Origin of the sequence: Neisseria sp. 27098_8_112 (genome assembly GCF_041433235.1) — a bacterium.
Classification (GTDB): Bacteria; Pseudomonadota; Gammaproteobacteria; order Burkholderiales; family Neisseriaceae; genus Neisseria.
In genome coordinates this window covers 1-24,872 of record NZ_JAPWBB010000002.1, presented here as the reverse complement: position 1 = coordinate 24,872, position 24,872 = coordinate 1, and the positions used below count along the sequence as shown (strand labels likewise).

Sequence of the window (24,872 nt, the reverse complement as noted above, 5' to 3'; positions counted from 1 at the left end):
AACCATTATGAACCCGAAAAAACTCGTTATCGCCAGTCGCGAAAGCCTGCTTGCCATGTGGCAGGCAAAACACATCCAAGGCCGTCTGAAAGCCCTGTATCCCGATTGCGAGGTCGAGATTTTGGGCATGACCACGCGTGGCGACCAGATTTTAGACAGAACTTTGTCAAAAGTCGGCGGTAAAGGCTTGTTTGTCAAAGAGTTGGAACATGCTTTGTATGACGGTCGGGCCGACTTGGCCGTGCACTCGATTAAAGATGTGCCGATGGATTTGCCTGAAGGTTTCGCGCTTGCAGCCATCGGCGAACGCGCCAATCCGTTTGACGCGTTTGTGTCCAACCAATACGCGCGTTTGGAAGAAATGCCCAAAGGCGCCGTCGTCGGTACATCCAGCCTGCGCCGCGAAGCCCAGTTGCGCGCGCGCTATCCGCATTTGGTTATCAAACCTTTGCGCGGCAATGTGCAAACCCGTTTGTCCAAACTTGATAATGGCGAATACGACGCGATTATCTTGGCCGCCGCTGGTTTGCAGCGTCTGGAGTTGGACGAACGCATCCGCATGATTTTGTCGGAATCCGACAGCCTGCCTGCCGCCGGACAAGGCGCATTGGGTATTGAAATTGCAGCGCATCGCGAAGATTTGTACGAAGTCTTGAAGCCGCTAAACCACGATACCACACACGCCTGCGTTACAGCCGAACGCGCTTTGGCGCGCGCTTTGGGCGGAAGCTGCCAAGTGCCGCTGGCCGCATATTGCACTGAAGAAAACGGTTTGCTGACCTTGCTCGGCTTGGTCGGTCATCCTGACGGTTCGGTTATTTTGCAGGCAGACGCGCAAGCCCCAGCCGAATACGCCGATGCTTTGGGTCGCGCTGTCGCCAAAAAACTGGCAGATGATGGTGCGGAAGAATTGATTGCCGCCGTATTGCAAGAACAGGCTTAAAACAGCATAGATTATTTAAAAAGGCCGTCTGAAACTTTCAGACGGCCTTTGTTTTGTTGATGCTTAAGGATTCATAATCCGCGCAACCAAAGCTTTTTCTTTGCCCTGCATATTGGGAATTTTGACCTGAATGCCGTTGCCTGGGGCGACATCGACAGGCTGGCCTTTGCGGGTCATTTGTTCCAATTTGATGGTTTGGTTGCCGCTCGGGTGAATGATTTCGAGTGAATCGCCGACTGCAAAGCGGTTTTTGACTTCGATGGTCGCCCAGCCGTTTTCATCAATTTCGGTAACGTGGCCGACATATTGGCTTTGTTTGGCGATGGAGTGGCCGTTCAGGTAGTTTTGGTAATCCTGAGTTTGGTGGCGCTCGAGGAAGCCGCTGGTGTAGCCGCGGTTGGCAAGGCCTTCGAGTTCGCTCAACAGACTGTAATCAAACGGACGGCCTGCAACGGCATCATCAATCGCTTTGCGGTAAGATTGAGCCACGCGTGCAACATAATAAAGCGATTTGGTGCGGCCTTCGACTTTGAGGCTGTCCACGCCGATTTTGGCCAGTTTCTCAACCACTTCAATGCCGCGCAGGTCTTTGGAGTTCATGATATAGGTGCCGTGTTCGTCTTCCATAATTGGCATCATTTCGCCCGGACGGTTGGACTCTTCAATCAGGAAAACTTTGTCGGCGTAGGGATGGCGTTTTTGACCGTTAATGCCTTCAAAGTTTTGGTTGGCTTCTTCTTGGGCTTTTTCAAAGTTGAAACCTTGCAGAAGTTGGGCGTCGCCCGCATCGCTTTCAGTGGCGTTGTGAACTTTGTAGTCCCAACGGCAGGAGTTGGTGCAGGTGCCTTGATTGGGGTCGCGGTGGTTGAAGTAGCCGGAGAGCAGGCAGCGGCCGGAGTAGGCGATGCACAATGCGCCGTGAATGAAGACTTCGAGTTCGATGTCGGGGCATTCTTGGCGGATTTCGGCGATTTCTTCCATGCTCAATTCGCGCGACAGGATGATACGTTCGACACCGATGTTTTGCCAGAATTTCACGCCCCAGTAGTTGGTGGTGTTTGCCTGTACAGACAGGTGAATCGGCATTTCCGGCCATTTTTCGCGCACGGTCATGATCAAACCCGGATCCGCCATAATCAGCGCGTCGGGCTTCATGGCAATCAAAGGCTCCATATCAGAAACAAAGGTTTTGAGTTTGGAGTTGTGCGGCAGTGTATTGACGGTCAGGAAGAATTTTTTGTTGCGCTCGTGCGCTTCTTTAATGCCTTGCTCGAGAACGTCGAGTTTGGCAAATTCGTTGTTGCGGGCACGCAGGGAATAACGCGGGCTGCCGGCGTAAACGGCATCTGCGCCGTAATCATAGGCGGCGCGCATGCGTTCGAGGCCACCTGCTGGCAATAAGAGTTCGGGTGCTTTCATGTTTTATGCTTTTTAAAATGTTTTCAGACGGCCCTCAAGGAAAGAGGGAAGGCCGTCTGAAAGATGTTTGAAGAATGGGCGGATTATCCGCTGTTTTTGTGTTTCGGTCAATTTTGTGTCGGGTTTGCGCTTTGTTTTTTATACGGAAAATGTCCTGTATGTGCAAAGGCGAAAAGGGGCTGCAATTCATTGGAAATGTAAAAAAAGCAGGGTTGGGCGGAATAATTTAACAAAAAACCGTTCAAGCAATGTATTTTCTTGTAAAATATCAAGCTTCATTTTAAAAAATATTCGGATTAGTTACCGATTTTGACCGACGGAAGGGTTATGGATTTTCGTTTTGACATTATTTATGAATACCGCTGGATGTTTTTTTACGGCGTGTTGACGACGCTGGGGCTGACGGTGGTTGCAACGGCAGGCGGCTCGATTTTGGGTTTGCTGCTGGCATTGGCGCGTTTGATTAATCCGGAAAAAGCCGGTGTGCCGATGCGTGCCTTGGCTTGGGTTTTGCGTAAGATTTCCTTTTGGTATGTGACGCTGTTTCGCGGTACGCCATTGTTTGTACAAATTGTGATTTGGGCTTATGTTTGGTTCCCATTTTTCGTTCACCCGGCCGACGGTGTGCTGATTAGCGGCGAAGCAGCCGTTGATTTGCGCCGTTCTTATGGTGCGTTGATTGCCGGTTCTTTGGCGTTGATTGCGAACTCGGGTGCGTATATTTGTGAGATTTTCCGTGCCGGTATCCAGTCGATTGATAAGGGCCAAATGGAAGCTGCGCGTTCTTTGGGTCTGACCTATACTCAGGCGATGCGTTATGTCATTTTGCCTCAAGCGTTGCGCCGTATGTTGCCGCCATTGGCCAGTGAATTTATTACTTTGTTGAAAGACAGCTCATTGTTGTCGGTCATTGGCGTGGCTGAGTTGGCTTATGTACAAAGCACGATTACCGGCCGCTATTCTGTCTATGAAGAACCGCTTTATACAATCGCGCTGATTTATTTGGTGCTGACAAGCTTTTTGGGTTGGGTATTCCTGCGATTGGAAAGCCGTTACAATCCGCAACACCGCTAATCGGTTTGAATAAAAAAAGGAAGACTTTTTCAAGTCTTCCTTTTTTTATTTGCCGTCAATGTTTCAGACGGCCTTGAATCAGAATGCTTCGCCGACTTTGACACCGCCTGCGATGTCTTTAGGCGTTGCCAGTTTGGCAGTTGCTTGTTGGGCGGCTTGGAATGCTTCGGTTGCCATGATGTCGGCAGCTTCTTGTACGGTCAATGTATTGGCCATGTATTGCCAACGTGCTGCCAAGTCGGCGTTTGCCGGTGCGTGGAAACCGTCTCGCAATTCATCTACCAAGTCAGGGCGGTTGCACACCAGTACAATATCACAGCCTGCTTCAAAAGAAAGGCGGGCGCGTTCTTTAATACCGCCGACACCGCATGCGCCTTCCATGGTCAGGTCGTCTGAAAAGATAACACCGTTAAATCCGATTTCTTGGCGCAGGATTTGTTTCAGCCATTTTTCGGAGAAGCCGGCAGGTTGGCTGTCGGTTTGAGGGTACACGACGTGGGCAGGCATGACTGCGGCCATACCTGCTTGGCTCAATGCTCGGAAGGGGATAAGGTCTGCGGCTTCTAGCTCTTCGCGGCTGCGTTCGTCGCAAGGCAGGACGTGATGGCTGTCGCCTTCGACAAAGCCGTGGCCGGGGAAGTGTTTGCCGCAAGATTTCATGCCTCCTTTGTTCAGGCCTTTTTGCAGGGCAAGGGCAAGCTGGGTAACGATGTTAGCATCGCGGTGGAAGCTGCGGTTGCCGATGACGGCGCATTGACCCCAGTCTAAATCCAATACGGGCGTAAAGGATAGGTCGATACCGCAGGCGGAAAGTTCGGTTGCCAAAACCCAGCCGACTTGTTCTGCTTGGGCGCATGCTACTTCTTGGCCTTCGTTGTCCCAAATTTCGCCCAATACGTTCATGGCCGGCAGGCGGGTGAAGCCGTCAATAAAACGTTGAACCCGTCCGCCTTCGTGGTCGACGGCGATGATGAGTTCAGGTGTACGGACGGCTTTGATTTCTTGAACCAAAGCTTTGAGCTGGGAAACGTTTTCAAAGTTGCGGCGGAACAAAATAACGCCACCGACGGCAGGGTCGAGCAGGCGTTGTTTTTCTTCTTCGGTCAGATGATAGGCGGCGACGTCGGCCATGACTGGGCCACGTGGAAGATGAGGCGTATTCATTGTTTTGTCCTGAATAATGTATATATTGGATAATCGTTATGTTCAGACGGCCTGAGAGTGTAGGAATATCTCAGGCCGTCTGAATATTGGTTTTGAATTAGGCAGTTGCTTTTTTCTTGTCTTTTAAGATGAAAATCAACACAACCATCACGATGCCGGTTACCACAAAACCTAAAGGCGCAGAGCCGGTCATGCCCAGTGCGAGGTAGCCTGTGGCGGCAGACGCGGCTACGGTCAGCGCGTAAGGGAATTGCGAGGTAACGTGGTCGATGTGGTTACAGTGTGCGCCGGTAGAAGAGAGGATAGTGGTGTCGGAAATCGGCGAGCAGTGGTCGCCAAATACGGCACCGGCCATTACGGCAGACATGCAAGGGATAATCAGCGAAGGTTCGACTTTGACGGCCATAGCGGCGGCAATCGGCAACATGATGCCGAATGTACCCCAGCTTGTGCCGGTAGCGAAGGCCATCACACCTGCGAGCATGAACAAAATCACGGGCAGGAAGCCTGCGTGGATATTGCCTGCCACTAAAGTGGAGAGGTATTCGCCGGTGTGCATCTCGCTGACAACGGTGCTGATAATCCATGCCAAAATCAAGATGGTAATGGCACCGCGCATAGAGATGATGCCCTGCCAAATGGCTTTAGGGTAATCGCTGGTTTTGATGGTACCGATGGTGCAGAGGATGACAGCCAATACGCCGCAAGTACCGCCGAACACGAGGGAAGTATTTACATCGGTATTTTCAAACGCGCTGAGCAAAGAGAAGGTTTCAGAAGCTTGTGCGCCAGTGTAAATCATGGCGGAAACAGTGGTAACGATCAGTACCAAAACCGGCACAATCAGCGCGAATACACGGCCGTTGGGATGGCCTGTTTCAACGGTTTCATCATGAATTTCGTTCAAAGCGGCGCGTTCCAAACGGGCCATGGAGCCGATGTCGAAGGAGAACCAAGCTACGACAAACACCATAATCAACGCGAAGACGGCGTAGTAATTCATCAGGCTCATGGCCACGAATGCGCCCATCGGTGTGTAGTCTGTGATGTTGTAAGTCACCAAAAGGCCTGCCAAAGTAGCGATAATCGATGCGCCCCAGCTGGATACCGGCATCAAAACGCACATCGGCGCGGCAGTGGAGTCAAGGATATAAGCCAGTTTGGCGCGGGAAACTTTGAATTTGTCGGTCACAGGGCGGGCAATCGCACCGACGGCAAGACTGTGGAAATAGTCGTCAATAAAGGTAACGAATACCAGACAAGCAGTCAGCAGCTTCGCACCGCGACGGCCTTTGATGTGCTGTTTTGCCCAATCGGCAAATGCTTGGTTACTGCCGGAATGCGTCAGCAGGGAAGTGAAAATCCCCAAAAGCACCAAAAAGAGCAGGATTTTGGGTTTGCCCAAAGACCAATCGCCGTCCGCCCAAGTCAGGCTGACCGCCATGTCTTTTAAGTGAATCAAGGCATCGAGTGGATTACCGCCTACCAGCAGGAATGAGCCGACGATAATGCCGACACCGAGGGACAGCAATACACGGCGCGTGGCAATGGCCAAGGCGAGCGCAATGGCTGCCGGGACGATGGATAAAATAGAATTTGAATAATTAATAAGTTGCATAATTATATTGTATATAAGCGGTGAAATATTTTCAGACGGCCTAAACTGGAAGACGGATAACAAAATACCCACTGCCTCTGACAGATGGGTATTTTATCATTTAACACATCATCATGCCGTCTGAAAAATTGGACTACTGCAGATTTAGCGCGAGGAACAAAGTATTGCCTTCGCGTTGTACCAAAAGCGGTACGTTTTTGCCTGCGCTTTCCAATGCGCTACGGAAAGTGGATTCGTCATTGACGCTGATTTGGCTGACGGCAATGATTTCGTCGCCGCGTTTGAGGCCGGCACGTTCGGCCGCACCGCTAACGCGCAGAACGATTAAGCGTTGTTTGCCATCTGCGTTTTCAACCTGCAGGGTAACGCCTGCGTTTTCAACGGTAAATCCGTCATGGCCACCTTCGTGTTGCGGGTGTTCGGCTTCTTTTGCAGAAGTTTCCGTTTGTTCGGCTGCACTGCCAAGTTTGACTTTGACATCGGTTTGTTTGCCACCGCGCCAAATGCTCAAAGTAACTTCTTTACCCGGCATCATCGAGCCGACCATGACTGGCAAATCGCTGGAGGCGCGGACTTCTTCACCGTTTACGCTGCGGACAATATCGCCGACTTGCAACCCGGCTTGTTGTGCTGCGCTGTTCGGCATGATTTTGGCAATCAGTGCACCACTTGCTTTGTCCAAACCGAAAGATTTGGCCAAATCATAAGAAACTTCTTGAATAACCACGCCTAATTGACCGCGTTGGACTTTGCCGTTGGCTTTTAATTGATCAGCCACATTCATGGCAACATCAATCGGAATAGCAAACGAAATGCCCATGAAACCGCCGCTGCGGCTGTAAATTTGCGAGTTGATGCCGACTACTTGGCCGCGGAGGTTGAATAGCGGGCCGCCTGAGTTGCCGGGATTGATGGCAACATCGGTTTGGATGAACGGCGTGTAGTTTTCATTCGGCAGGCTGCGGCCTTTGGCGGAGACGATGCCGGAGGTTACACTGTTGTCAAAGCCGAAAGGAGCGCCGATGGCGGCTACCCATTCGCCCGGTTTCAAATCTTTCGGATTGCCGATTTTGACAACCGGCAAGTCTTCTTGCGGCTCGATTTTTAAGAGGGCAACGTCGGATTGAGCGTCTGAGCCGACCAGTTTGGCCGTGTATTCGCGTTTGTCGTTGAGCAGGACTTTGATATTGCCCATGCCGGCAACCACGTGGGTATTGGTCAGGATATAGCCGTCTTTGCTGATGATGAAGCCGGAACCGAAATTCAAATCGTCGCTTTCAGTATCTTCTTGCGGCATATCGGGCATATTGGGAACAAGGCGCTTGAAGAACTCGTAAAACGGATCGTTGTCGGGGAATTGGCTCAGGTCCATGCTATGGTCGTCATCCGGTGTAGCAGTGCGTTTTGCTGGTGTCGCTTGAATATTGACGACGGCCTGTCCTTCGTTTTGCACCAGTTGGGCGAAGTCGGGCAACAACATACCGACTTTTCCGTCATCGGTATTGGTTTCTATGCGTTGGACGAGTTCTTTGTTTTCGTCTTTGCTGAAAAAGGTGCTGACTTTGTCGCAACCCGAAAGAAGGGAAGCTGAGAGGACAGCAAGGGCCAGATATGTGTTTGTTTTAATATGCACGAAAGTTCCTTTTGCCGGTGCCTATTATATTGTCGGCATGCGTTTGAGCCGGCAGGCAGTTTTATTGTTTGAATGATGTTTAAATGTATAAGGTAGGATTTTTACACTTTAATGGTTTTTTTTCAAGCATTTCATTTTAAATGAAAAAATGATAATTGGGATTTTATTGTTTTAAGGCCGTCTGAAAGCTTTGGAATATGACCTGTCGGTCGGTTCACTTTTTTCAGACGGCCTTTAAATTGTGGTCAGTCGTGTTGATCCAAATGGTAGATCTGCGCCACGGCATCGATTAATTCGCTGTTGTCCGAGCCCGCTTTATTGAGCGTGCGTGTCGGAGAGTGGAGCAGTTTGTTGGTCAACTGGATGGAGAGGCGTTCGAGGACATCCTCGGCGGATACACCTTTTGCCAGTTGCTTCATGGCATTTTCCAATACTTGGCGGCGCGCTCGTTCGCCTTCGTCGCGTAAGGCGCGGATAAGCGGAACGCTTTGGCGGTTTTTCTGCAGGCGGATAAATTCGCTGACCTTTTCTTCCACCATGCTTTCAGCTGCCGCTGCTGCCTTTTTGCGCGCATCTTTACCGCTTTGGACAATGTCCATCATGTCGTCTACGGTATAGAGATATGCGTCTTCTAATTCGCCAACTTCGGCTTCGATATCGCGCGGAACGGCCAAATCCAGCAGGAAAACAGGCATGTTGTGGCGTTTTTTCAATGCGCGTTCGACCATGCCTTTGCCGACGAGGGGCAGTTGGCTGGCAGTGGAAGAAACAACCACGTCGTAATCGTGAAGAATATCGGGTAATTCGTTCAGCAGGCAGGCTTCGGCGTTGACACCGAGTTTGTCGCACAATTCCTGCGCACGCTGGTGTGTGCGGTTGGCAACGGTAATGAGCTTGGGATTTTTGGCGGCAAAATAAGTGGCTACCAGCTCAATCATTTCGCCTGCGCCGATAAAGAGGACGTTCAGATCGGAAATGGAAGGGAAGATTTGCTCTGCCATTTTGACCGATGCAGAAGCCATGGAGACGGAGTTCTCGCCGACAGCAGTGTCGGTACGCACTTCTTTGGCAACGGCAAAGGTTTTTTGAAACAGGGCGTTTAAGTGGGTGTTGATGCTTTCCTGTTCTTGTGCAACGCGGACAGCATCTTTGATTTGACCGAGAATTTGCGGTTCGCCCAAGACCATGGAGTCCAAGCCGCAGGCGACACGGAAGGCGTGGCGGACGGTTTCATTATTATCTAAGGTATAGAGGTAAGGGCGGATTTCTTCGGCAGGCAGGTCGTGATATTGCGCCAACCAGTCGATGATTTTTTCGGTTTCGCCGACGCAGTAAAGCTCGGTGCGGTTGCAGGTAGAAAGAATAACTGCTTCTTCCGCCGCCTCACTGCGCGCGAGGTTGGACACGGCATCCGGCAGATTTGCAGCTGCAAATGCCAGTTTTTCGCGTATGCTCAAGGGCGCGGTTTGATGATTGAGTCCGACGACGGTAAGTTGCATGGTTATGGTATGACTGGGTAGTGTGTGTGGTGGGTATTATAGCTTAAGTGGGCTTTAAAATGAATGTGTTGGGGGAGAAGATGCAATGAGGGTTGCCATCGAAAAGGCCGTCTGAAAAGATTCAGACGGCCTTTTTATAATGAAAGGCTTAAACGGCTTCTGCTTCTTCTGCCAATAAACCGCGCAGTTTTTGCATGGCTTTGGCTTCGATTTGGCGGATGCGTTCGGCAGATACGCCGTATTCTGCTGCTAATTCGTGCAGGGTCAAACCGCCGTCGTCTTGTAACCAGCGGCTTTCAACGATGCGGCGGCTGCGGTCGTCCAATTGCGCCAAGGCATTTTGCAGACCTTCGGTTTGCAGGGCGTAGTGGGCCTGTTTGGACAACTGGCGGCTAGGCTCTGCATCGTGATCGGCCAACCAGTCGATAGGGGCGAAGTTGTCTTCGTCATCGTTGTTTTCTGCCATGATGCCGATGTCGTGACCGGTCATGCGTTGCTCCATTTCCAAGACTTCGGACAATTTGACGCCCAAATCGTCGGCGATTTCTTGCGCTTCTTTTGGAGACAAAGCATTCAAGTTTTTACGCATGCTGCGCAGATTGAAGAACAGTTTGCGTTGCGGTTTGGTGGTGGCAACGCGGACCAAACGCCAGTTGCGCAAAATGAATTCGTGGATTTCGGCTTTAATCCAATGCACGGCAAACGAAAATAGGCGCGCGCCGCGACTTGGTTCGTAGCGTTTGACGGCTTTCATCAGGCCGATATTGCCTTCTTGAATCAGGTCGGCTTGGTTGAGACCGTAGCCGTCGTAGCCGCGTGCAATGGATACGACGACGCGAAGATGCGACAGGATAAGCTGTTTGGCGGCGTTAAGGTCGCCTTTTTGTTGACGTTCGGCCAGTTGTGTTTCTTCTTCGGCGGTAAGCATGGGAATGCTGTTGACAGTATGAATGTATTGCTCGAGGCTACCGTTGCCGCTGTGGATAACAGGTAATGCAAAAGCTTTATTCATGAAGGGTGCCTTCCTTGATTGGGCCGTCTGAAGACGGCTTTTTGTTTATTGTGTGACAAGCAGTATAACACTGCCTGTGGTTTGTTTTGTTATGGGTTGGATTTTTTCTGTAAATTAACGATAGATTCAATAGTTTTTACTGCTTGAATCGCAAGGGTTGATTGTCTTAGAAAATTTGAGTGATTTGCTAGGTTTTGGCTAAGTATATTACAAACATTTCTGTATGTAAATAGTTTTGGTGATAAAAAAGACCTTGTATAACAAGGTCTTAAAAATTTTTTATTCTGGTTTTTTTCCGGCCAATCAGGATAAGGAATACGCCGATAACGGCCAAAATGCTGATAAGCCATGTTGAGCCGCCTGCTTTCATATAAGGCGTTTCGCCGATATAGCCTTTGACGTGGCCTTCGAGGACGGTTTCCGTATTCGGTTGGGCTTCGGCAACAATCGTACCTTTAGGGGAAATAATGGCGGTCGCGCCGGTATTGGTGGCGCGAACCATGTAGCGGCCCAGTTCCATTGCACGTGCTTGGGATTGTTGAAGCTGCTGATACATGGCATTCGATTTGCCGTACCACGCCATATTGCTGATGTTGGCGAGCAGGGTAGAGCGTTTCGCCGTTGCGATGAGTTCGTCGCCGAAACCGTCTTCATAGCAGATATTGAAGGCGACTTTTTGATCTTTCATCACCAAAGGCGCCTGGTTGTCGCCACCTTTTTGAAAGTCGGCCAAAGGCATATCCATCATTTTATAGAGACGCTCGGTAATGGTGGGCAATGGCTTGTATTCGCCAAATGGAACGAGGTGGTTCTTGGCGTAGTAGGGGATGACATCGGAAGTGCTGTTGTGATATTCGCTCAAATTGATGACTGCATTTTCGTAGCCGTTGCCGTCGGGCGTATATTGGCTGATGCCGATGGCCAATGCGCTGCCGTTGCTTTGCGCTTGCTCGGCGAATTGTTCCAAGATACCTTCGGGCAGGTCTTGCCGCATCAGCGGCAGGGCGGTCTCGGGCAGGATGACGATATCGGCACTGGTCTTGCTGATTTGTTCGTAGTATTTCTGAATGGTCGGAATGATTTGTTCTTCTTTCCATTTCAGATTTTGTTCGATATTGCCTTGAATCAGGGCAACCGTGCTGGTGCTGCCGTCGGGGCGGGTGTATTCCGTTTGTTGGGAAATGTAGCCGACGGAGCAGAGCGCAACGATAAGGAATAAGGGCAGCAGGCGGTGTTTCAGACGGCCATGGTTGTCAATCAGCAACACCAGCCATGCGCTGAGGAAAGCGGTTGCCAGCGTGACCATGTGAATGCCGCCCAAAGGCGCGAAACCTGCCAATGGGCTGTCTTTGATGATTTGAGAATAGCCGATTGCGCCCCAGCCGAATCCGGTCAGGAAACGTTCGCGGGCAAATTCTGCCAGCGTCCATAAAATCGGCAGCAGGAGGCCGGTTTTGGCCCAGCGCGACAGGTTGCATTTTCTCCACACCCAAAAACAGATGGCTGGATAAAGCGCAAGAAACGCCGGCAGCAGGAAGGTGAGAGGGATGGCGTATGAATCGGGCAAACCTGAAACATCATGCAAGGCAGTGTGTATCCAATAAAACTGCGCCGTATAACCGATTAATCCGAACAGATAGGCAGTCATGACGGCAAAGCGCGGACGTAATTCAATCAGGCGTATCAGCGCGCCAAACAACAGCGGCATCAGCCAGAAATGATAATAGGGGGCGAAAGTGAACGGTGTCGCGGCGGCAATCAAGATGACCAGCGGCCAGTACAGTAGCGGATGTTGCCAATATTGTTCGAGTTTACGGAAAATATTCATGCTTTAAATGGTATTGAGGCCGTCTGAAAAGTTTTCAGACGGCAGGGAAACAAAATCAGTCTTTTTGAAACAATTTCATTGCAGGCAGGACGATTGCGCAAGCCAATGCACCGGCGGCTACTCCGACCACCAGATTGGCGATATGTTCCATTATGCCGCTGTCCCAATGCTGCGCGTGGAGGAAATCGTGCAAAAAGCCAAGGTTGTGGGCGATCAGTCCGCCGCCGACCAAGAACATCGCCAGCGTGCCGACAATACTCAAGCCGCGCATAAACCAAGGCATAAATGAAATCAAACCGCGTCCGATACCTTGCACGGCGGCGCTTTTTTGGCGCATCAACATCATACCGAGGTCGTCAAGTTTGACGATAATGCCGACCAAACCATAGACCAATGCCGTCATGCCTACACCGATGGCGGCCATCACCAAAGAACGCGTCATCAGGTCATATTTTTCAACAACGCCCAGCGCGATAATGATGATTTCGGCGGAGAGGATGAAATCTGTACGGACCGCACCTTTAACTTTTGTTTTTTCGTCTGTGACTTCAGGCTCGGCATTGTGTCCGTCTTCGTGTTCATTGCGGTGCAAGAATTTGTGCAGCAGTTTTTCCACGCCTTCAAAACACAAATACACACCGCCGATCATCAGCAAGGGCGTAATCAGCGCAGGCAGGAAAGCGGAAAGCAACAGCGCAAGCGGCACCAGAATCAGCTTGTTGACCAGAGAGCCTTTTGCCACCGCCCAAATAATCGGCAATTCGCGCTCGGCGGATACGCCGGTTACTTGATTGGCGTTGAGCGCCAAATCGTCACCGACCACGCCGGCGGTTTTTTTGGCGGCGACTTTGGTCATCATCGCTACATCGTCTAAAACGGCGGTAATGTCGTCCAAAAGCGTGAAGAGAGAGGCGAAGGCCATAATGTTGTCCGGATAAAATCAAATAAACGCGCGATTATATATGAAAATTCAGTTGCTTGAATGTTTTTCAGACGGCCGTTGACGGAAATTAACCAAAGGCCGTCTGAAAATGCTATTTCGGCGTATAACGTCCCGCCATGGCTTTATACACCATATTTTCGTATTTTAAGGCTTCATAGCGTTGGTTCAGCAGGTTTTGAGCCGAGCTGTATTCTGAATTCAAAGCCTCCAGCCAGTCTTTCAACTCGTTTTTACCGTGTTGGTAGCGCACTTGGTAGTAGCGGCTGTTTTTCTTGTCCAAGGCGTAACGCTGCTCTTGGTTGTTGAGCGCGGCTTGGGCGTTTTGGTAGGCGAGGTAGTTGGTGTTGACTTCGTTCAGCGCGGTGGTCAGGGCTTTTTCAAAGTCGAGTTTGGCGCTTTCGAAATTGGCTTGGGCGGTTTTGTCTTTCCATTTCATGGTCTGCCAATTGAGGAAAGGCAGATTGATGGTGGCCGAGCCGCCCAACATGGGGATATTGAACGTACTTTTCGCTTTATCGGAAGAAGTACTCAAACTTGCGCCCAAAGTAATCGACGGATACCAACTGCGTTTTTGCGCGTTGACCGATTGTTGTGACGCTTGCAGGCGGTATTCGGCGGCGCGCAGGTCGGGGCGGTTGGCCAAAACGGTAATCGGTACGTCCAAGTTTACACCTTTGACCGGCAGCAGGCGGAATTGTGCCGGATCGGCGGCCATGTTTTCAGACGGCCTTAAATTCAACAAATTACGCAAAACCTGTTTTTGCGTATCCAAATTGTTTCGCAAAGACAGCAGGCTGTTTTCCGCGCTCAGCAATGACTGTTTGGCTTGGGTCGGCTGGCTTGAGTCGGCTCGGCCGTAGCGGAACTTGGCATTCGCAATGCGGTTGATTTCCTGATATTGCTTCAGCAATTTTTGCGCCAACTCGATGGCTTCGTTCAGGTAGGCGATATTGAAATACGCATCGGCGACATTATTAATCAAAGTCAGGCGTGTGTTGGCCATGTCTTCATGCGTGGCTTGGTATTCCCATACCTGCGCATCGGCAGTGGCACTGAGTTTGCGCCACAAATCCAATTCGTAGCTCAAGCCAAGCTGGCTGCTGAAGGTATTGCCGTGGCTACCGGTTTTCAGGTTTTTAGAAGCGTTTGCGCCCAACGAGCCACTGAATGAAGGCACCAAATCCGCACCCAAAATATTGGCTTGATACAAAGCTTTGTTGACGCTGATGGCCGCCTGTTTCAAATCGACATTATTCGCCAACGCCTGCTCCATCAGCGCGTTGAGCTGCTGGCTTTGGTAGATTTCCCACCAATTGCCGTTGACATCGTAGCGTTCGGCAGTTTCCGCCGCGCTCATGACTTGGCCGGTTGCTTCCAGCGTCAGATTCGGATTGGCTTTGGGTGCAGCACACGCACTTAGGGCAAGGGCAACAGCCAATGATAAGGCTGCTTGGGAAAAAGGTTTCGTCTTCATAAAAAATCTTTCGGGTAACAGCATTTCAGACGGCCCTAAAATAATAGGCCGTCTGAAACATAATCAATCCTGAGCCAGCGCATCAATCGGGTTGAGCTTGGAAGCTTTGTTGGCAGGCATAAAGCCGAACGCGACGCCGATGGCAGTGGAGCAGACAACTGCGCCGATGACGGAAGTCATGGAAATGCTCATCGGGAAGTCGGTGACAAAGTAGTTGAACACCAGGCTGATGCTTGCGGACAACAATACGCCTGACAGGCCGCCGATGATACAGATTAAGACGGCCTCAATCAGGAACTGTTGCAAAATATTGTTGCGGCGTGCGCCGATTGCCATGCGTACGCCGATTTCTTTGGTGCGCTCGGTAACGGAGACCAGCATGATGTTCATCACGCCGATACCGCCGACCACCAAAGAGATGACCGCGATGGAAGAAATCAGCAGCGTCATGGTGCCGGTTGTACTTTCAACCATTTCTTTGATGCTGTCGCTGTTGTTCATAAAGAAGTCTTCTGTACCGTGGCGTGCTTTCAGCAGCTCGGTCAGGCTTTTTTCGGCAACCTGTGTGTTGGCATCGTCTTTGATTTTGACAACGATGGAGTTGGTATGGCTCTCGCCGGTAATTTGGTGCATGACCGTTGTATAAGGCGACCAAAGCATCAGTGAGTCAGAGTTGCCGAACGAGTTGTCATCCTTTTTCATAATGCCGATGACGGTTAGCGGGCGTTTTTTGAAAAGGATGGTTTTGCCTAAAGGATTAACGCCTTCGCCGAAGAGTTTGGTTTTGGTGTTTTGGTCGATAACGACGACTTGGGCATCGGTTTTTACATCGTCATCATCAAACAGACGGCCTTCTTCCAATTTCAAACCGCGCACGTCGAAATATTGTTCGCCTACGCCGTAAAGCGAGGAGGTCAGGTCGGTGTTGCGGTAGGTTAAGGTGCCGCCGGAGTTGGTTTGAGGGGTGGCAGAGGCGACGTAGCTTTGTTGGCTGATGGCTTTTGCGTCATTAATTGTCAGTGTCTTGATTCGTCCGCTGCGGCGGTCGCCAAAACCACGGCCGGGGAAGATGCTGATGGTGTTTGTGCCCATCGAGTTGATGTCTTCCAGGATTTTTTGTTGCGAGCCATTACCTAAGGCTACTACCGATACCACCGAAGCGATACCGATGATAATCCCCAGCATGGTCAACAGCGAACGCATTTTGTGCGCCATAATCGCCTGCACAGACATTTTGAATGCTTCCATAAATTGGTCGTAATAAAACGACCAGGAAGCTTTTTCTTTAATCCTCTCCACTTTGCTGGGCGGGATATCGGGATTTTTAGACGTATCCGAAATAATCTGACCGTCGCGGATTTCGATGACGCGGTTTGCGTTTGCCGCAATGCCCGGATCGTGGGTGACCATAATCACGGTATGCCCGTCTTCGTGCAGCTTATGGATGATTTCCATCACGTTTTTACCGCTGGCGGTATCCAATGCGCCGGTCGGCTCGTCGGCAAAGATGATTTCGCCGCCGTTCATCAACGCGCGGGCAATCGAAACGCGTTGTTGCTGACCGCCGGAAAGTTCGCTGGGTTTGTTGCCTTCTTTATTTTGTAAACCCAAATCGCCCAACAGTTTTTCCGCACGTTCCGCACGCTCTTTACTGTCCATGCCCATATATACGGCAGGCAGGGCGACGTTGTCTCGGGCGGTCAGCGAGCTTAACAGGTTGTAACGCTGGAAAATAAAGCCGAAACGCTCACGGCGCAAAGCCGCCAGCTCATCCGGCTGCATTTGCGATGTTTCGATGCCGTCGATTTGATAAGAGCCGGAAGTGGCGGTATCCAGACAGCCTAAGATATTCATCAGTGTCGACTTACCCGATCCGGACTGGCCGATAATCGCCACAAAGTCGCCTTTCTCAATAGAAAGGCTGACATCTTTCAATACGTGCACACGGTTTTCACCGCTACCGAAAAAACGGTTGATATTCTTACATTCGATTAAACTCATAATCTTTCCGGGCGAAAAATAGAAATACAGGAACTAAGGCCGTCTGAAACACAGCCAAATCTTTCAGACGGCCTTAATCAATCAGCGAGGAGGGCCACCACCCATCATCGCGCGTTCACTGCTCTTATTCTTTTCATCTGCGCTCATTTCAGAAACGATCACTTTTTCGCCTTCTTTCAAGCCGCTTTTGATTTCGGTATTCATGCTGTCTTTCAAACCGACGGTTACTTCGCGTTCTACCGCTTTATTGTCTGCGCCCAAAATGCTGACATAGGATTTGCCGTTATGCTTTTTCACGGTCAGCGTCGGTACCAGTAAGACATTCTTCACGCCGTTGATTTCGATCGTGTTTTGAGTGGTCATACCGATGGAAAGTTTGCCTTCGGGATTCGGTACCAGTGCGCGGGCATAGTAGTAAATCGCATTGGAAGTCGTGTCCGTGCTGCTGGTGTAGCTGCCCAAAGACATGGTGGTCAGGCCGGGGTCGACACTGTCTAATTTCGCTTTAATCGGGGTGTCCGGCTCGGACAAAATGGTGAACGAAATATCCTGACCGGCTTTGACTTTCGTGATGTCGCCTTCGGCAATCTGCATTTTGTTTAACATAGTTTCCAGATTTGCCAACTGGATAATGGTCGGCGTAGATTGCGCCGCATTGACGGATTGACCTTCTTCAACAGGAATGGCGACCACGGTGCCGTCCATGGTGGCGGTAATCCGCGTGTGGCCCAGTTCGGATTCGGCTGTATTGATGGAGATTTTTGATTGTTTGATGGCGGCCTTCAGTTCGGCGACATTTGCTTTAGCTACGGCTAAAGAGTCTTGTGCAGATTCCAAGTCTTCCTTGGAAGTTGCCTGTTCTTTCCATAAGGCAAGTTCGCGTTTATATTTTTTCTCAGCACTGGAAAGCGCGATTTCGGCAGAAACCAATTTTGCCTGATAGGTTTCCAGTTTGGATTTTTCGGTATTTAAGGTATTGATCTGATTGGTTGAGTTGATTTCTGCAATCAGATCGCCTTTTTTAACTTGTTGGCCCAGTTTCACATACAGTTTTTTAATCTGGCCTGAAGCCTCCGCGCCTACGGATACCAAATTGGAAGGTGAGATTTCGCCGGTTGCCGACACGGTTTGACGGATATCGCCGCGTTTGACCACTTCTGTAATAAAAGAAGACTGAGGCTCAGGCTTCATTAAAGACCAGCCGCCGAAAGCCGCAGCCACGATAACAGCCGTACCGGCCGCCCACTTGAAAACTTTAGACATATAAAAAGAACCAATTCAATAAAATAACGTCGCAGACAAGCAATAAATGTATGTTGGAGACAAAAAAACAACTGGATTTTACTGTAAAGACCAAGGCCAACCAAGAGACGGTCGGCTTAAATTTAAGTTTAACTTATTGAAATAAAAAATAAAAGGTTGAAAATATTTTTCAGAACTTGTACCTCGTTTACATAAATTCCCAAACTTCCTCCGAATCTGAACATTTAAGCTGCAAGAAAACGACTATAATATTTATGTCTTATTCCAATTATTAACGACACAAATAAAATGAAACACCAACAAGGCTTCACGCTTATCGAGCTGCTGATAGTCGTTTTGATTGCAGCCATTATTGCTACCATCGCCTATCCGTCTTATCAAAACTACATCCGCCAAACGCGTCTCGCATCCGTCCGCACACAGATGCTGCATAACGCCCAACAGCTCGAACGCTATTACACTCAAAAAAGTACATTTGTAGGGTTTCCTGCTGAAAATTTACAGCAGAATCAATATTTCAATATTAGTTTTTCCGAAGGTACGGCTTCTATGCCTAATCCTTCCGATTCAGGTTATATTTTGAAGGCGGAACCCAACAAAGAAACCAACGCTAATGAAACCTGTACCGTTTTTTACAACGGCAGCGGTATCATCTGGGCAAGCAGCGACAAGCAAAACTGTCCCGGTTATGAAATGCCAAAATCAGAATAAATCGAGAAATATAAAAGGCCGTCTGAAATTCAGACGGCCTTTTTGATGGTTTGGCTGCATAAGCACATTAACTTAAACAGGGCAAAGATCGGTAATCTCGACCCGATGCGAAGTCAATTTTAGCCTTTGCGGCGCGGTTCGTCAGGGCGGATGCGGGAAGCCAGTTGGTCGAGGATGCCGTTGACGAATTTATGGCCATCGGTGCCGCCGAAAGTTTTAGTAACTTCGATGGCTTCGTTGATGATGACAGGATAGGGGGTCTCAGGCATGGTGCTCAGCTCATGGCAGGCAACCAGCAAAACGGCGCGTTCGATAGGGCTGAGGTCTTTTTCGTCGCGGTCGAGCAGGGGACTGATTTTTTCCATGTATTCTTCGGCATGGGTTTGTGCGCCGAAAAACAGTTTGTTGAACAGCTCTTCATCCATATTGGATGTTTGGGACAGTTCGTGGATGTTTTTAGCGATTTCAGGAGCGGCGGTTTTGTTGATGCCTGCTTGATAAATGGCTTGTACGGCAAGCTCGCGTGCGCGGCGGCGTGGGCTTTTCATGGGTATTCCTTGTGAAGAGAGTGCCGATGGTTGTCGGCTGAATATTGAATGATTCAGACGGCCTCAATATCATGATTGAGAGGCCGTCTGAAAATATGCGGTATCCAATACGGGGAGAAGTTTATTCTTCGTCGTCTTCGTATTGTTCTGACAAAAGATGGTTGACCAAGTTGGCACATTCTACGGCAACTTTGGCAGCATCGGAGGCTTTTTCTTCGATGCGTGCAACGGCTTGTTCGTCGTTTTCAGTCGTCAGGATGGCGTTGGCGATAGGGATGTTGTAGTCAAGGGCAACGCGGCTGACACCTGCGCCGGACTCATTGGATACCAATTCAAAGTGGTAGGTTTCGCCACGAATGACAACGCCGATGGCAATCAGGGCATCGAATTGTTCGGATGAAGCAAGGTTCATCAGCGCGATAGGTACTTCAAGCGCTCCGGGAACGGTGGCAAGCGTGATGTTGTCTTCGGATACGCCCAATTCTTTCAAGGTGCGGCAGCAAACTTTGACCATTTCGCTGCCGATTTCGTTGGTGAAGCGGGCTTGAACGATGCCGATGCGCAGGTTGGTGCCATCGAGGCGTGGTTCGATAATGTTCATGATGATTCCTTCAGTATTTGTGAAATAGGGATTCGGCTCGGTTTCAGACGGCCTTGTTATAAAGTAGGTCGTCTGAAACGAAATAGGGATGGGTTATTCTTGCGGCTGCCAATCGGCAACGGCTTGGAACTCGCCGTCTTCGTTCAATTCCCACGCGCTGCCTTCTGCTTGAGCCAGCAGGGGCGCGATGTCGGGATTGTCTGCGGTAATGGCAGAGAGGCTGACAATGCTGAAATTGTCGGGATTGTCGGTGTATTCGTCAGTTTCGTCGCCGCTGAAAATACGCCAGCCGCTGTCGTTTTCAAATACGGGGGCTTCGCGGTAGAGGAAGCCGACGGGCTCACCTTGTTCGGCAACGGTGTTGGTGACGATGCAGCGGTCGAGCGCTGCGGCCAATGCTTGGGCAAATTTGTTCATGGAGTTGACAAAGAGATGATTTGGCATGATTTTACACGATTCGCCGCTTTTCCGCACGGATGTGTGCAGGGACGGTTTGATGGTACAATGTCGGCAAGTGCCGTCAGGTTTGAACATGACGGCTTTTGATTGTTTATCGGCTTGAGGGACGCAAGAAACAATGAGCCAAAATAAAAAAGTTGCCGGTGTAGCCTTTTTATTTTGTTTCACTGCGGATGAGGCGTATTTTCGGGCTGTTTTTTTGAAAGTATGGAATGAAACCTGATTTGCTCAAACAGCAGGTGCATCGAGCGATTCAAAAGCGGCTGGGCTATGAGTTCCGCAATATGGAGCTGCTTCAGCAGGCTTTGACCCACCGCAGCTACAATGCCAAACACAATGAGCGTTTTGAATTTGTCGGCGATTCGATTTTGAACTATTCCGTGGCGCGGATGTTGTATGACGCGTTTCCGAAATTGTCGGAAGGCGAGTTGTCGCGGATGCGCGCGGCTTTGGTAAATGAAGGTGTATTGGCTGAAATTGCGTTGGAAATGAATGTCGGCGACGGTTTGTATTTGGGTGCCGGCGAGTTGAAGAGCGGCGGTTTCAGACGGCCTTCGATTTTGGCCGATGCGATGGAGGCGATGTTTGCGGCGGTCAGCTTTGACGCGGATTTTTCTGCAGCGGAAAAAGTGGTTCGCCATTTGTTTGCAGAACGCGTGAAACGTGCGGATTTGAATATCGGCAAGAAAGACAGTAAAACCGCTTTGCAGGAAGCCTTGCAGGCACGCCGCTTTGCCCTGCCGAAATACCGAATCGAAGAGCAGGCGGAGCAGACGGCTGATGCGATGTTTGTGATTTCCTGTGATTTGGGCGAACTCGGTTTCATCTGCAATGCACGCGGCAGCAGTCGGAAAGTGGCCGAGCAAAAAGCGGCATGTGAAGCCTTAGAATGGTTGGAACAGAAGTTTCCTTTGAAAAAAGCTAAAAAATAATATTTCAGACGGCCTTTGAGAAAATGCAAAGGCCGTCTGAAACAATCAAGAAAGTCATATAAATGGATATCGAAACCTTCTTACAAAACGAGTCGCAACACCCGACAGATTATCGTTGCGGCTTTGTGGCCATCGTGGGTCGACCAAATGTCGGCAAATCCACGTTGATGAACCATTTAATCGGTCAGAAAATCAGTATTACCAGTAAAAAAGCACAAACCACGCGCAACCGTGTAACAGGTATTTACACCGACGACACGGCGCAATTTGTGTTTGTCGATACGCCGGGTTTTCAAACCAATCACCGCAATGCTTTGAACGACCGTCTTAATCAAAACGTAACCGAAGCGTTGAGCGGCGTGGATGTGGTGGTTTTTGTGGTGGAAGCCATGCGCTTTACCGATGCCGATCGCGTGGTGTTGAAGCAGTTGCCTAAACATACGCCTGTGGTATTGGTGGTCAATAAAATCGATAAAGATAAAGCCAAAGACAAATTTGCGCTTGAGGCTTTTATCAATGAAGTGCGCCAAGAGTTTGAATTTGCTGCCAGTGAGGCAGTCAGCGCGAAACATGGCCTGCGTATTGCCAATCTGTTGGAACTGCTCAAGCCGTATCTGCCGGAAAGTATCCCGATGTATCCGGAAGATATGGTGACGGATAAATCCAGCCGATTCCTGGCGATGGAGATTGTGCGCGAAAAATTGTTCCGCTATTTGGGCGAAGAGTTGCCGTATGCGATGAATGTTGAAGTGGAGCAGTTTGAGGAAGAGGAAAGCGGACTGTTCCGCATTTATATCGCAGTGTTGGTTGATAAAGACAGCCAAAAGGCGATTTTGATTGGTAAGGGTGGGGAGAAATTGAAGAAAATTTCTACTGAAGCCCGCCTTGATATGGAGAAATTGTTTGATACCAAAGTCTTTTTGAAGATTTGGGTAAAAGTAAAGTCCGGTTGGGCAGACGATATTCGTTTTCTGCGCGAATTGGGTTTGTGATTTAATGTGTTTGAATAAAGGCCGTCTGAAAAACTTTCAGACGGCCTTTTGTTTGATCAAGCCAATAATTCAGCCAGGCGTTTGACGATTTCATCTGCTGCTTGGCGTTTCGATGTTTCCGGAAATGAGGTTTCGGCAAGGTCATCAATAATGGTGATTTGATTGGTTGGCTTACCCATGGAAACAGAGACTTGGTTGGCCACCAGCATCGGTACATTTTTGCGCAAACGTTTTGCCCGAGCAAACTCCAAAACTTGATGGCTTTCCGCAGCAAAGCCGACGCAGAATGGTCGAGAAGGCGGGGCGGCAACGGATGCGAGAATGTCTGGATTTTCCGTCAGCTCGATAACCGGAGGCTGATTGCCGTTTTTCTTCAGTTTCTCGTTACTGCTGTTTTTGACTTTGTAGTCTGCAACGGCTGCAACGGAAATAAAGATATCTTGTTCATGGATATAGCGGTGAACTGCCTGATACATGGCTTCTGCGCTGACAGCCTGTTCAGAATGAGTTAAGCCTGCGGGCAAGGCCGTCTGAATTTGACCGTAAATCAGCGTGACTTTCGCTCCGGCAGCACGGCACACACGCGCTAAAGCCATGCCCATTTGTCCGCTGGAAATATTGGTAATGCCGCGGACAGGATCGATGGCTTCAAATGTTGCGCCGGCTGTAATCAGAACTTTTTTGCCGCTCAGTAGCTTGGGTGTCCATAAATCCTCTAGCAAATCTGCCAGATCAACCGCTTCGACCATTCTACCTGTACCTGTTTCGCCACAAGCCTGTTCGCCATTGTTTGGGTAAAACACAGTAATGCCGTCTGAAACCAGTTGCTCAATATTGCGTAGGTTGGCAGGGTTGTTCCACATTTCGACATTCATTGCAGGCGCAACGGCCAAAGGACATTTTCTGGCTGCGGCCAAAGTAGTCAGTAGGTTATCGGCCAATCCGTTGGCAATTTTGGCAATTGTATTGGCAGTTGCAGGTGCAATAAGAAATGCATCGGCTTCGCGCGTCAGATTGATGTGCGCCATGCCATTATTGGAAGCGCCTGAATAGGTATCCGATAAAACAGGATTGCCGGTTAAAGCTTGGAAAGTCAGCGGGGAGACAAATTCTGTCGCAGAATCTGTCATCACCACTGATACAGAATATCCTTGCTTTTTCAGCAGTCTGACCAGTTCGCAAGATTTATACGCCGCAATACCGCCGGTAATGCCGAGGAGAATGTGTTTGCTCATAAATAACGGGTTCATGAAATGAGATATAGGAATCAAATCAAATTAGATTTGTTCGATGTTGATTCTGGCCAGTTTTGCTTTAATCGCATTACCATATCTCTTTGGTAAGAATGCTGAAACCGCTCCATTTTTCACTTCAGTCACATAACTGCAGACTTTAAATTCAGGAACAACATTGAGCGAGTAGTCCGGATTGACTAAAGGTGAAGCACTGGAGTACAGCGTCCATCTTGCCAGGCTGCCGTCTTCATAATCAGTCGTTGCGTTAAAGCTGGTAACCCCTTCGCTGAAAGCGATTTGATAATTAGAGTAGAACTCGCCGGGAATTTTGTGTGCATTACAGAAATCAAATAATCTATCATGTGCAAACAGATTCTGACGGATATAGGCCCACAATTCTTTTTCTAGAAAATCTTGGTCGGCAAAATGTCTGGAAGGGTAGCCCTCATCGACAAAGTTTTGAATTCTTTCCTGTATATCTGGGACTGCACCTGCTTTAGCCCCCCACATACCCGCAAGAATCAGGGCAGTATGCGAGCCTGAGTCGCGAATAGTGTGGAATAGGGTGCCACTTTTTATCCATTCGGATACGGCTGCAGCATCACGATAGCAAATAATAGAATCTGCATCACGGAAAATAACGTATTCAACCTCGGGATCATTAATGGCAAGAAAGCGCCACATCGTACCCGGCCAGTTGTCCAACGGTGCGCCAACCCTAATTACTTCTGCTCCGTTATTTCTAAATCGTTGAATAGCTTCAGCCGATACAGAATCGTCGACATAAAAACGACATGTCCAACCGGGGAAAAGTACAGGAGCAAGCTGGGTATTTAAGACGGCAGGCTCAATATATTTGGAATTATTGCCAAATAAAGAAAAGGAGATAATCCGTTTGCCGTTTTTTGGAGCTGGTGTCGGAATGATTTCATGTTCTAGGTCTGGGATGGCTTTATCTTTTAGAACCAAAGCTTGATGACCGTAACACCCGGTTTTTTCCCAATTATCTAGAGCGCCGTAAGCATGGGCAAGTAAATCCAAAGCAGGAATATAGGTGCTATCCAGCTCTAGCGTTTTCATTTCAGCCTCAATGGCTTTTTCCCATTTCAATTGCTTCAGATAGGCATAAGCAACTTTATGATGAAATTCGACAGATTGGGGATTGAGAAGGCAAAGAATCTCGGCACGTTTTAGCGCTTCCTCGTAATTTTCCTCTTCGATAAAAGAGTGATATGCTTGTTCAAATTTTTGTTGAATCTTTTCGTTGCTCATAATAGGGACTATTCTAAATTTATGATTGTTTTATTAGAGAAAGTAGAGATTGTAAGAGTAGATGGGACTAAAGCGCCAGTAATATAGAGATATAGGGTGTTTGAATGTAGCAATTAAGAGCAAAGCCGCAGGACTATTTATCTTAGGGTATCTGGTTCATCTATTGAACGATAAAATTCAATAAATTTAAATTATTTAAATACAAATAGTTGTGAAAAATTTTTAATTTTTTTGAAATTGGGTGTTGACTG

At 49.2% G+C, this 24,872-nt stretch carries 21 protein-coding genes; 5 read left to right on the top strand and 16 right to left on the bottom strand.

Annotation, left to right across the window (positions count from 1 at the left end; all coding sequences use genetic code 11):
• Window positions 1–7: 7 nt before the first annotated feature.
• On the top strand, window positions 8–943 hold the full coding sequence (gene hemC, locus O3682_RS01665) for a hydroxymethylbilane synthase (RefSeq protein ID WP_371508143.1): 936 nt from the start codon (window positions 8–10) through the stop codon (window positions 941–943).
• Window positions 944–1,006: 63 nt separating this feature from the next.
• Here the strand turns inward: hemC and trhP are convergent, their stop codons facing one another.
• Window positions 1,007–2,362, bottom strand: coding sequence for a prephenate-dependent tRNA uridine(34) hydroxylase TrhP (trhP, locus tag O3682_RS01660; RefSeq protein WP_371459868.1), 1,356 nt, complete (start codon window positions 2,360–2,362; stop codon window positions 1,007–1,009).
• A gap of 327 nt (window positions 2,363–2,689) precedes the next feature.
• Here trhP and O3682_RS01655 point away from each other — a divergent pair, with 327 nt between their 5' ends.
• Window positions 2,690–3,436 carry an amino acid ABC transporter permease gene (locus tag O3682_RS01655; RefSeq protein ID WP_371508142.1) on the top strand — a complete coding sequence of 249 codons (747 nt, stop codon included), beginning with the start codon at window positions 2,690–2,692 and terminating at the stop codon, window positions 3,434–3,436.
• A 78-nt stretch (window positions 3,437–3,514) separates the two neighbouring features.
• Here the strand turns inward: O3682_RS01655 and nagZ are convergent, their stop codons facing one another.
• From nagZ to O3682_RS01605, 10 genes are all read right to left on the bottom strand, one after another.
• The gene (gene nagZ, locus O3682_RS01650; protein WP_371508141.1) at window positions 3,515–4,600 is read right to left on the bottom strand and encodes a beta-N-acetylhexosaminidase; all 1,086 of its coding nucleotides are present in this window, start codon (window positions 4,598–4,600) and stop codon (window positions 3,515–3,517) included.
• 97 nt (window positions 4,601–4,697) lie between these two features.
• The gene (locus tag O3682_RS01645) at window positions 4,698–6,218 is read right to left on the bottom strand and encodes a Na+/H+ antiporter NhaC family protein (RefSeq protein ID WP_371508140.1); all 1,521 of its coding nucleotides are present in this window, start codon (window positions 6,216–6,218) and stop codon (window positions 4,698–4,700) included.
• Window positions 6,219–6,351: 133 nt separating this feature from the next.
• Window positions 6,352–7,851: a DegQ family serine endoprotease gene (locus O3682_RS01640; RefSeq protein WP_371508139.1), complete on the bottom strand. Its 1,500-nt coding sequence runs from the start codon at window positions 7,849–7,851 to the stop codon at window positions 6,352–6,354.
• A gap of 245 nt (window positions 7,852–8,096) precedes the next feature.
• The gene (gene hemA, locus O3682_RS01635; protein WP_003684306.1) at window positions 8,097–9,350 is read right to left on the bottom strand and encodes a glutamyl-tRNA reductase; all 1,254 of its coding nucleotides are present in this window, start codon (window positions 9,348–9,350) and stop codon (window positions 8,097–8,099) included.
• Window positions 9,351–9,498: 148 nt separating this feature from the next.
• Entirely contained in the window at window positions 9,499–10,362 is an 864-nt protein-coding gene (gene rpoH / locus O3682_RS01630; RefSeq protein ID WP_371508138.1) for an RNA polymerase sigma factor RpoH, read from the bottom strand.
• A gap of 268 nt (window positions 10,363–10,630) precedes the next feature.
• Complete coding sequence (gene lnt, locus O3682_RS01625) at window positions 10,631–12,190, bottom strand: apolipoprotein N-acyltransferase (protein ID WP_371508137.1); 1,560 nt, start codon at window positions 12,188–12,190, stop codon at window positions 10,631–10,633.
• A 55-nt stretch (window positions 12,191–12,245) separates the two neighbouring features.
• Window positions 12,246–13,112, bottom strand: coding sequence for a DUF808 domain-containing protein (locus O3682_RS01620; RefSeq protein WP_371508136.1), 867 nt, complete (start codon window positions 13,110–13,112; stop codon window positions 12,246–12,248).
• A 112-nt stretch (window positions 13,113–13,224) separates the two neighbouring features.
• Window positions 13,225–14,607 (bottom strand): TolC family protein, encoded by a 1,383-nt coding sequence (locus O3682_RS01615; RefSeq protein ID WP_371508135.1) that lies wholly within the window; start codon window positions 14,605–14,607, stop codon window positions 13,225–13,227.
• A 63-nt stretch (window positions 14,608–14,670) separates the two neighbouring features.
• Window positions 14,671–16,608: a MacB family efflux pump subunit gene (locus O3682_RS01610; RefSeq protein WP_371508134.1), complete on the bottom strand. Its 1,938-nt coding sequence runs from the start codon at window positions 16,606–16,608 to the stop codon at window positions 14,671–14,673.
• A gap of 81 nt (window positions 16,609–16,689) precedes the next feature.
• Window positions 16,690–17,871, bottom strand: coding sequence for an efflux RND transporter periplasmic adaptor subunit (locus O3682_RS01605; protein ID WP_371508133.1), 1,182 nt, complete (start codon window positions 17,869–17,871; stop codon window positions 16,690–16,692).
• Between the two features lie 288 nt (window positions 17,872–18,159).
• Here O3682_RS01605 and O3682_RS01600 point away from each other — a divergent pair, with 288 nt between their 5' ends.
• Window positions 18,160–18,582 carry a type IV pilin protein gene (locus tag O3682_RS01600; RefSeq protein WP_371508132.1) on the top strand — a complete coding sequence of 141 codons (423 nt, stop codon included), beginning with the start codon at window positions 18,160–18,162 and terminating at the stop codon, window positions 18,580–18,582.
• Window positions 18,583–18,701: 119 nt separating this feature from the next.
• Here the strand turns inward: O3682_RS01600 and nusB are convergent, their stop codons facing one another.
• From nusB to O3682_RS01585, 3 genes are all read right to left on the bottom strand, one after another.
• The gene (gene nusB / locus O3682_RS01595) at window positions 18,702–19,130 is read right to left on the bottom strand and encodes a transcription antitermination factor NusB (protein WP_049350952.1); all 429 of its coding nucleotides are present in this window, start codon (window positions 19,128–19,130) and stop codon (window positions 18,702–18,704) included.
• 121 nt (window positions 19,131–19,251) lie between these two features.
• A complete protein-coding gene (gene ribH / locus O3682_RS01590; RefSeq protein WP_036493252.1) occupies window positions 19,252–19,731 on the bottom strand; it encodes a 6,7-dimethyl-8-ribityllumazine synthase in 480 nt (159 codons plus the stop codon).
• Between the two features lie 93 nt (window positions 19,732–19,824).
• The gene (locus O3682_RS01585) at window positions 19,825–20,148 is read right to left on the bottom strand and encodes a DUF2185 domain-containing protein (protein WP_371508234.1); all 324 of its coding nucleotides are present in this window, start codon (window positions 20,146–20,148) and stop codon (window positions 19,825–19,827) included.
• A gap of 254 nt (window positions 20,149–20,402) precedes the next feature.
• Here O3682_RS01585 and rnc point away from each other — a divergent pair, with 254 nt between their 5' ends.
• Together rnc and era are read left to right on the top strand one after the other, a co-directional pair.
• Window positions 20,403–21,122, top strand: coding sequence for a ribonuclease III (gene rnc, locus O3682_RS01580; protein WP_371508131.1), 720 nt, complete (start codon window positions 20,403–20,405; stop codon window positions 21,120–21,122).
• 62 nt (window positions 21,123–21,184) lie between these two features.
• Window positions 21,185–22,114, top strand: coding sequence for a GTPase Era (era, locus tag O3682_RS01575; RefSeq protein ID WP_036493257.1), 930 nt, complete (start codon window positions 21,185–21,187; stop codon window positions 22,112–22,114).
• A gap of 56 nt (window positions 22,115–22,170) precedes the next feature.
• On the opposite strand, the gene coaBC is transcribed toward era, so the two are convergent.
• Window positions 22,171–23,349 carry a bifunctional phosphopantothenoylcysteine decarboxylase/phosphopantothenate--cysteine ligase CoaBC gene (gene coaBC, locus O3682_RS01570; RefSeq protein ID WP_371508130.1) on the bottom strand — a complete coding sequence of 393 codons (1,179 nt, stop codon included), beginning with the start codon at window positions 23,347–23,349 and terminating at the stop codon, window positions 22,171–22,173.
• A 42-nt stretch (window positions 23,350–23,391) separates the two neighbouring features.
• Window positions 23,392–24,621, bottom strand: a complete 1,230-nt coding sequence (locus tag O3682_RS01565; protein ID WP_371508129.1) for a tetratricopeptide repeat protein — start codon at window positions 24,619–24,621, stop codon at window positions 23,392–23,394.
• Between the last annotated feature and the right edge of the window lie 251 nt (window positions 24,622–24,872).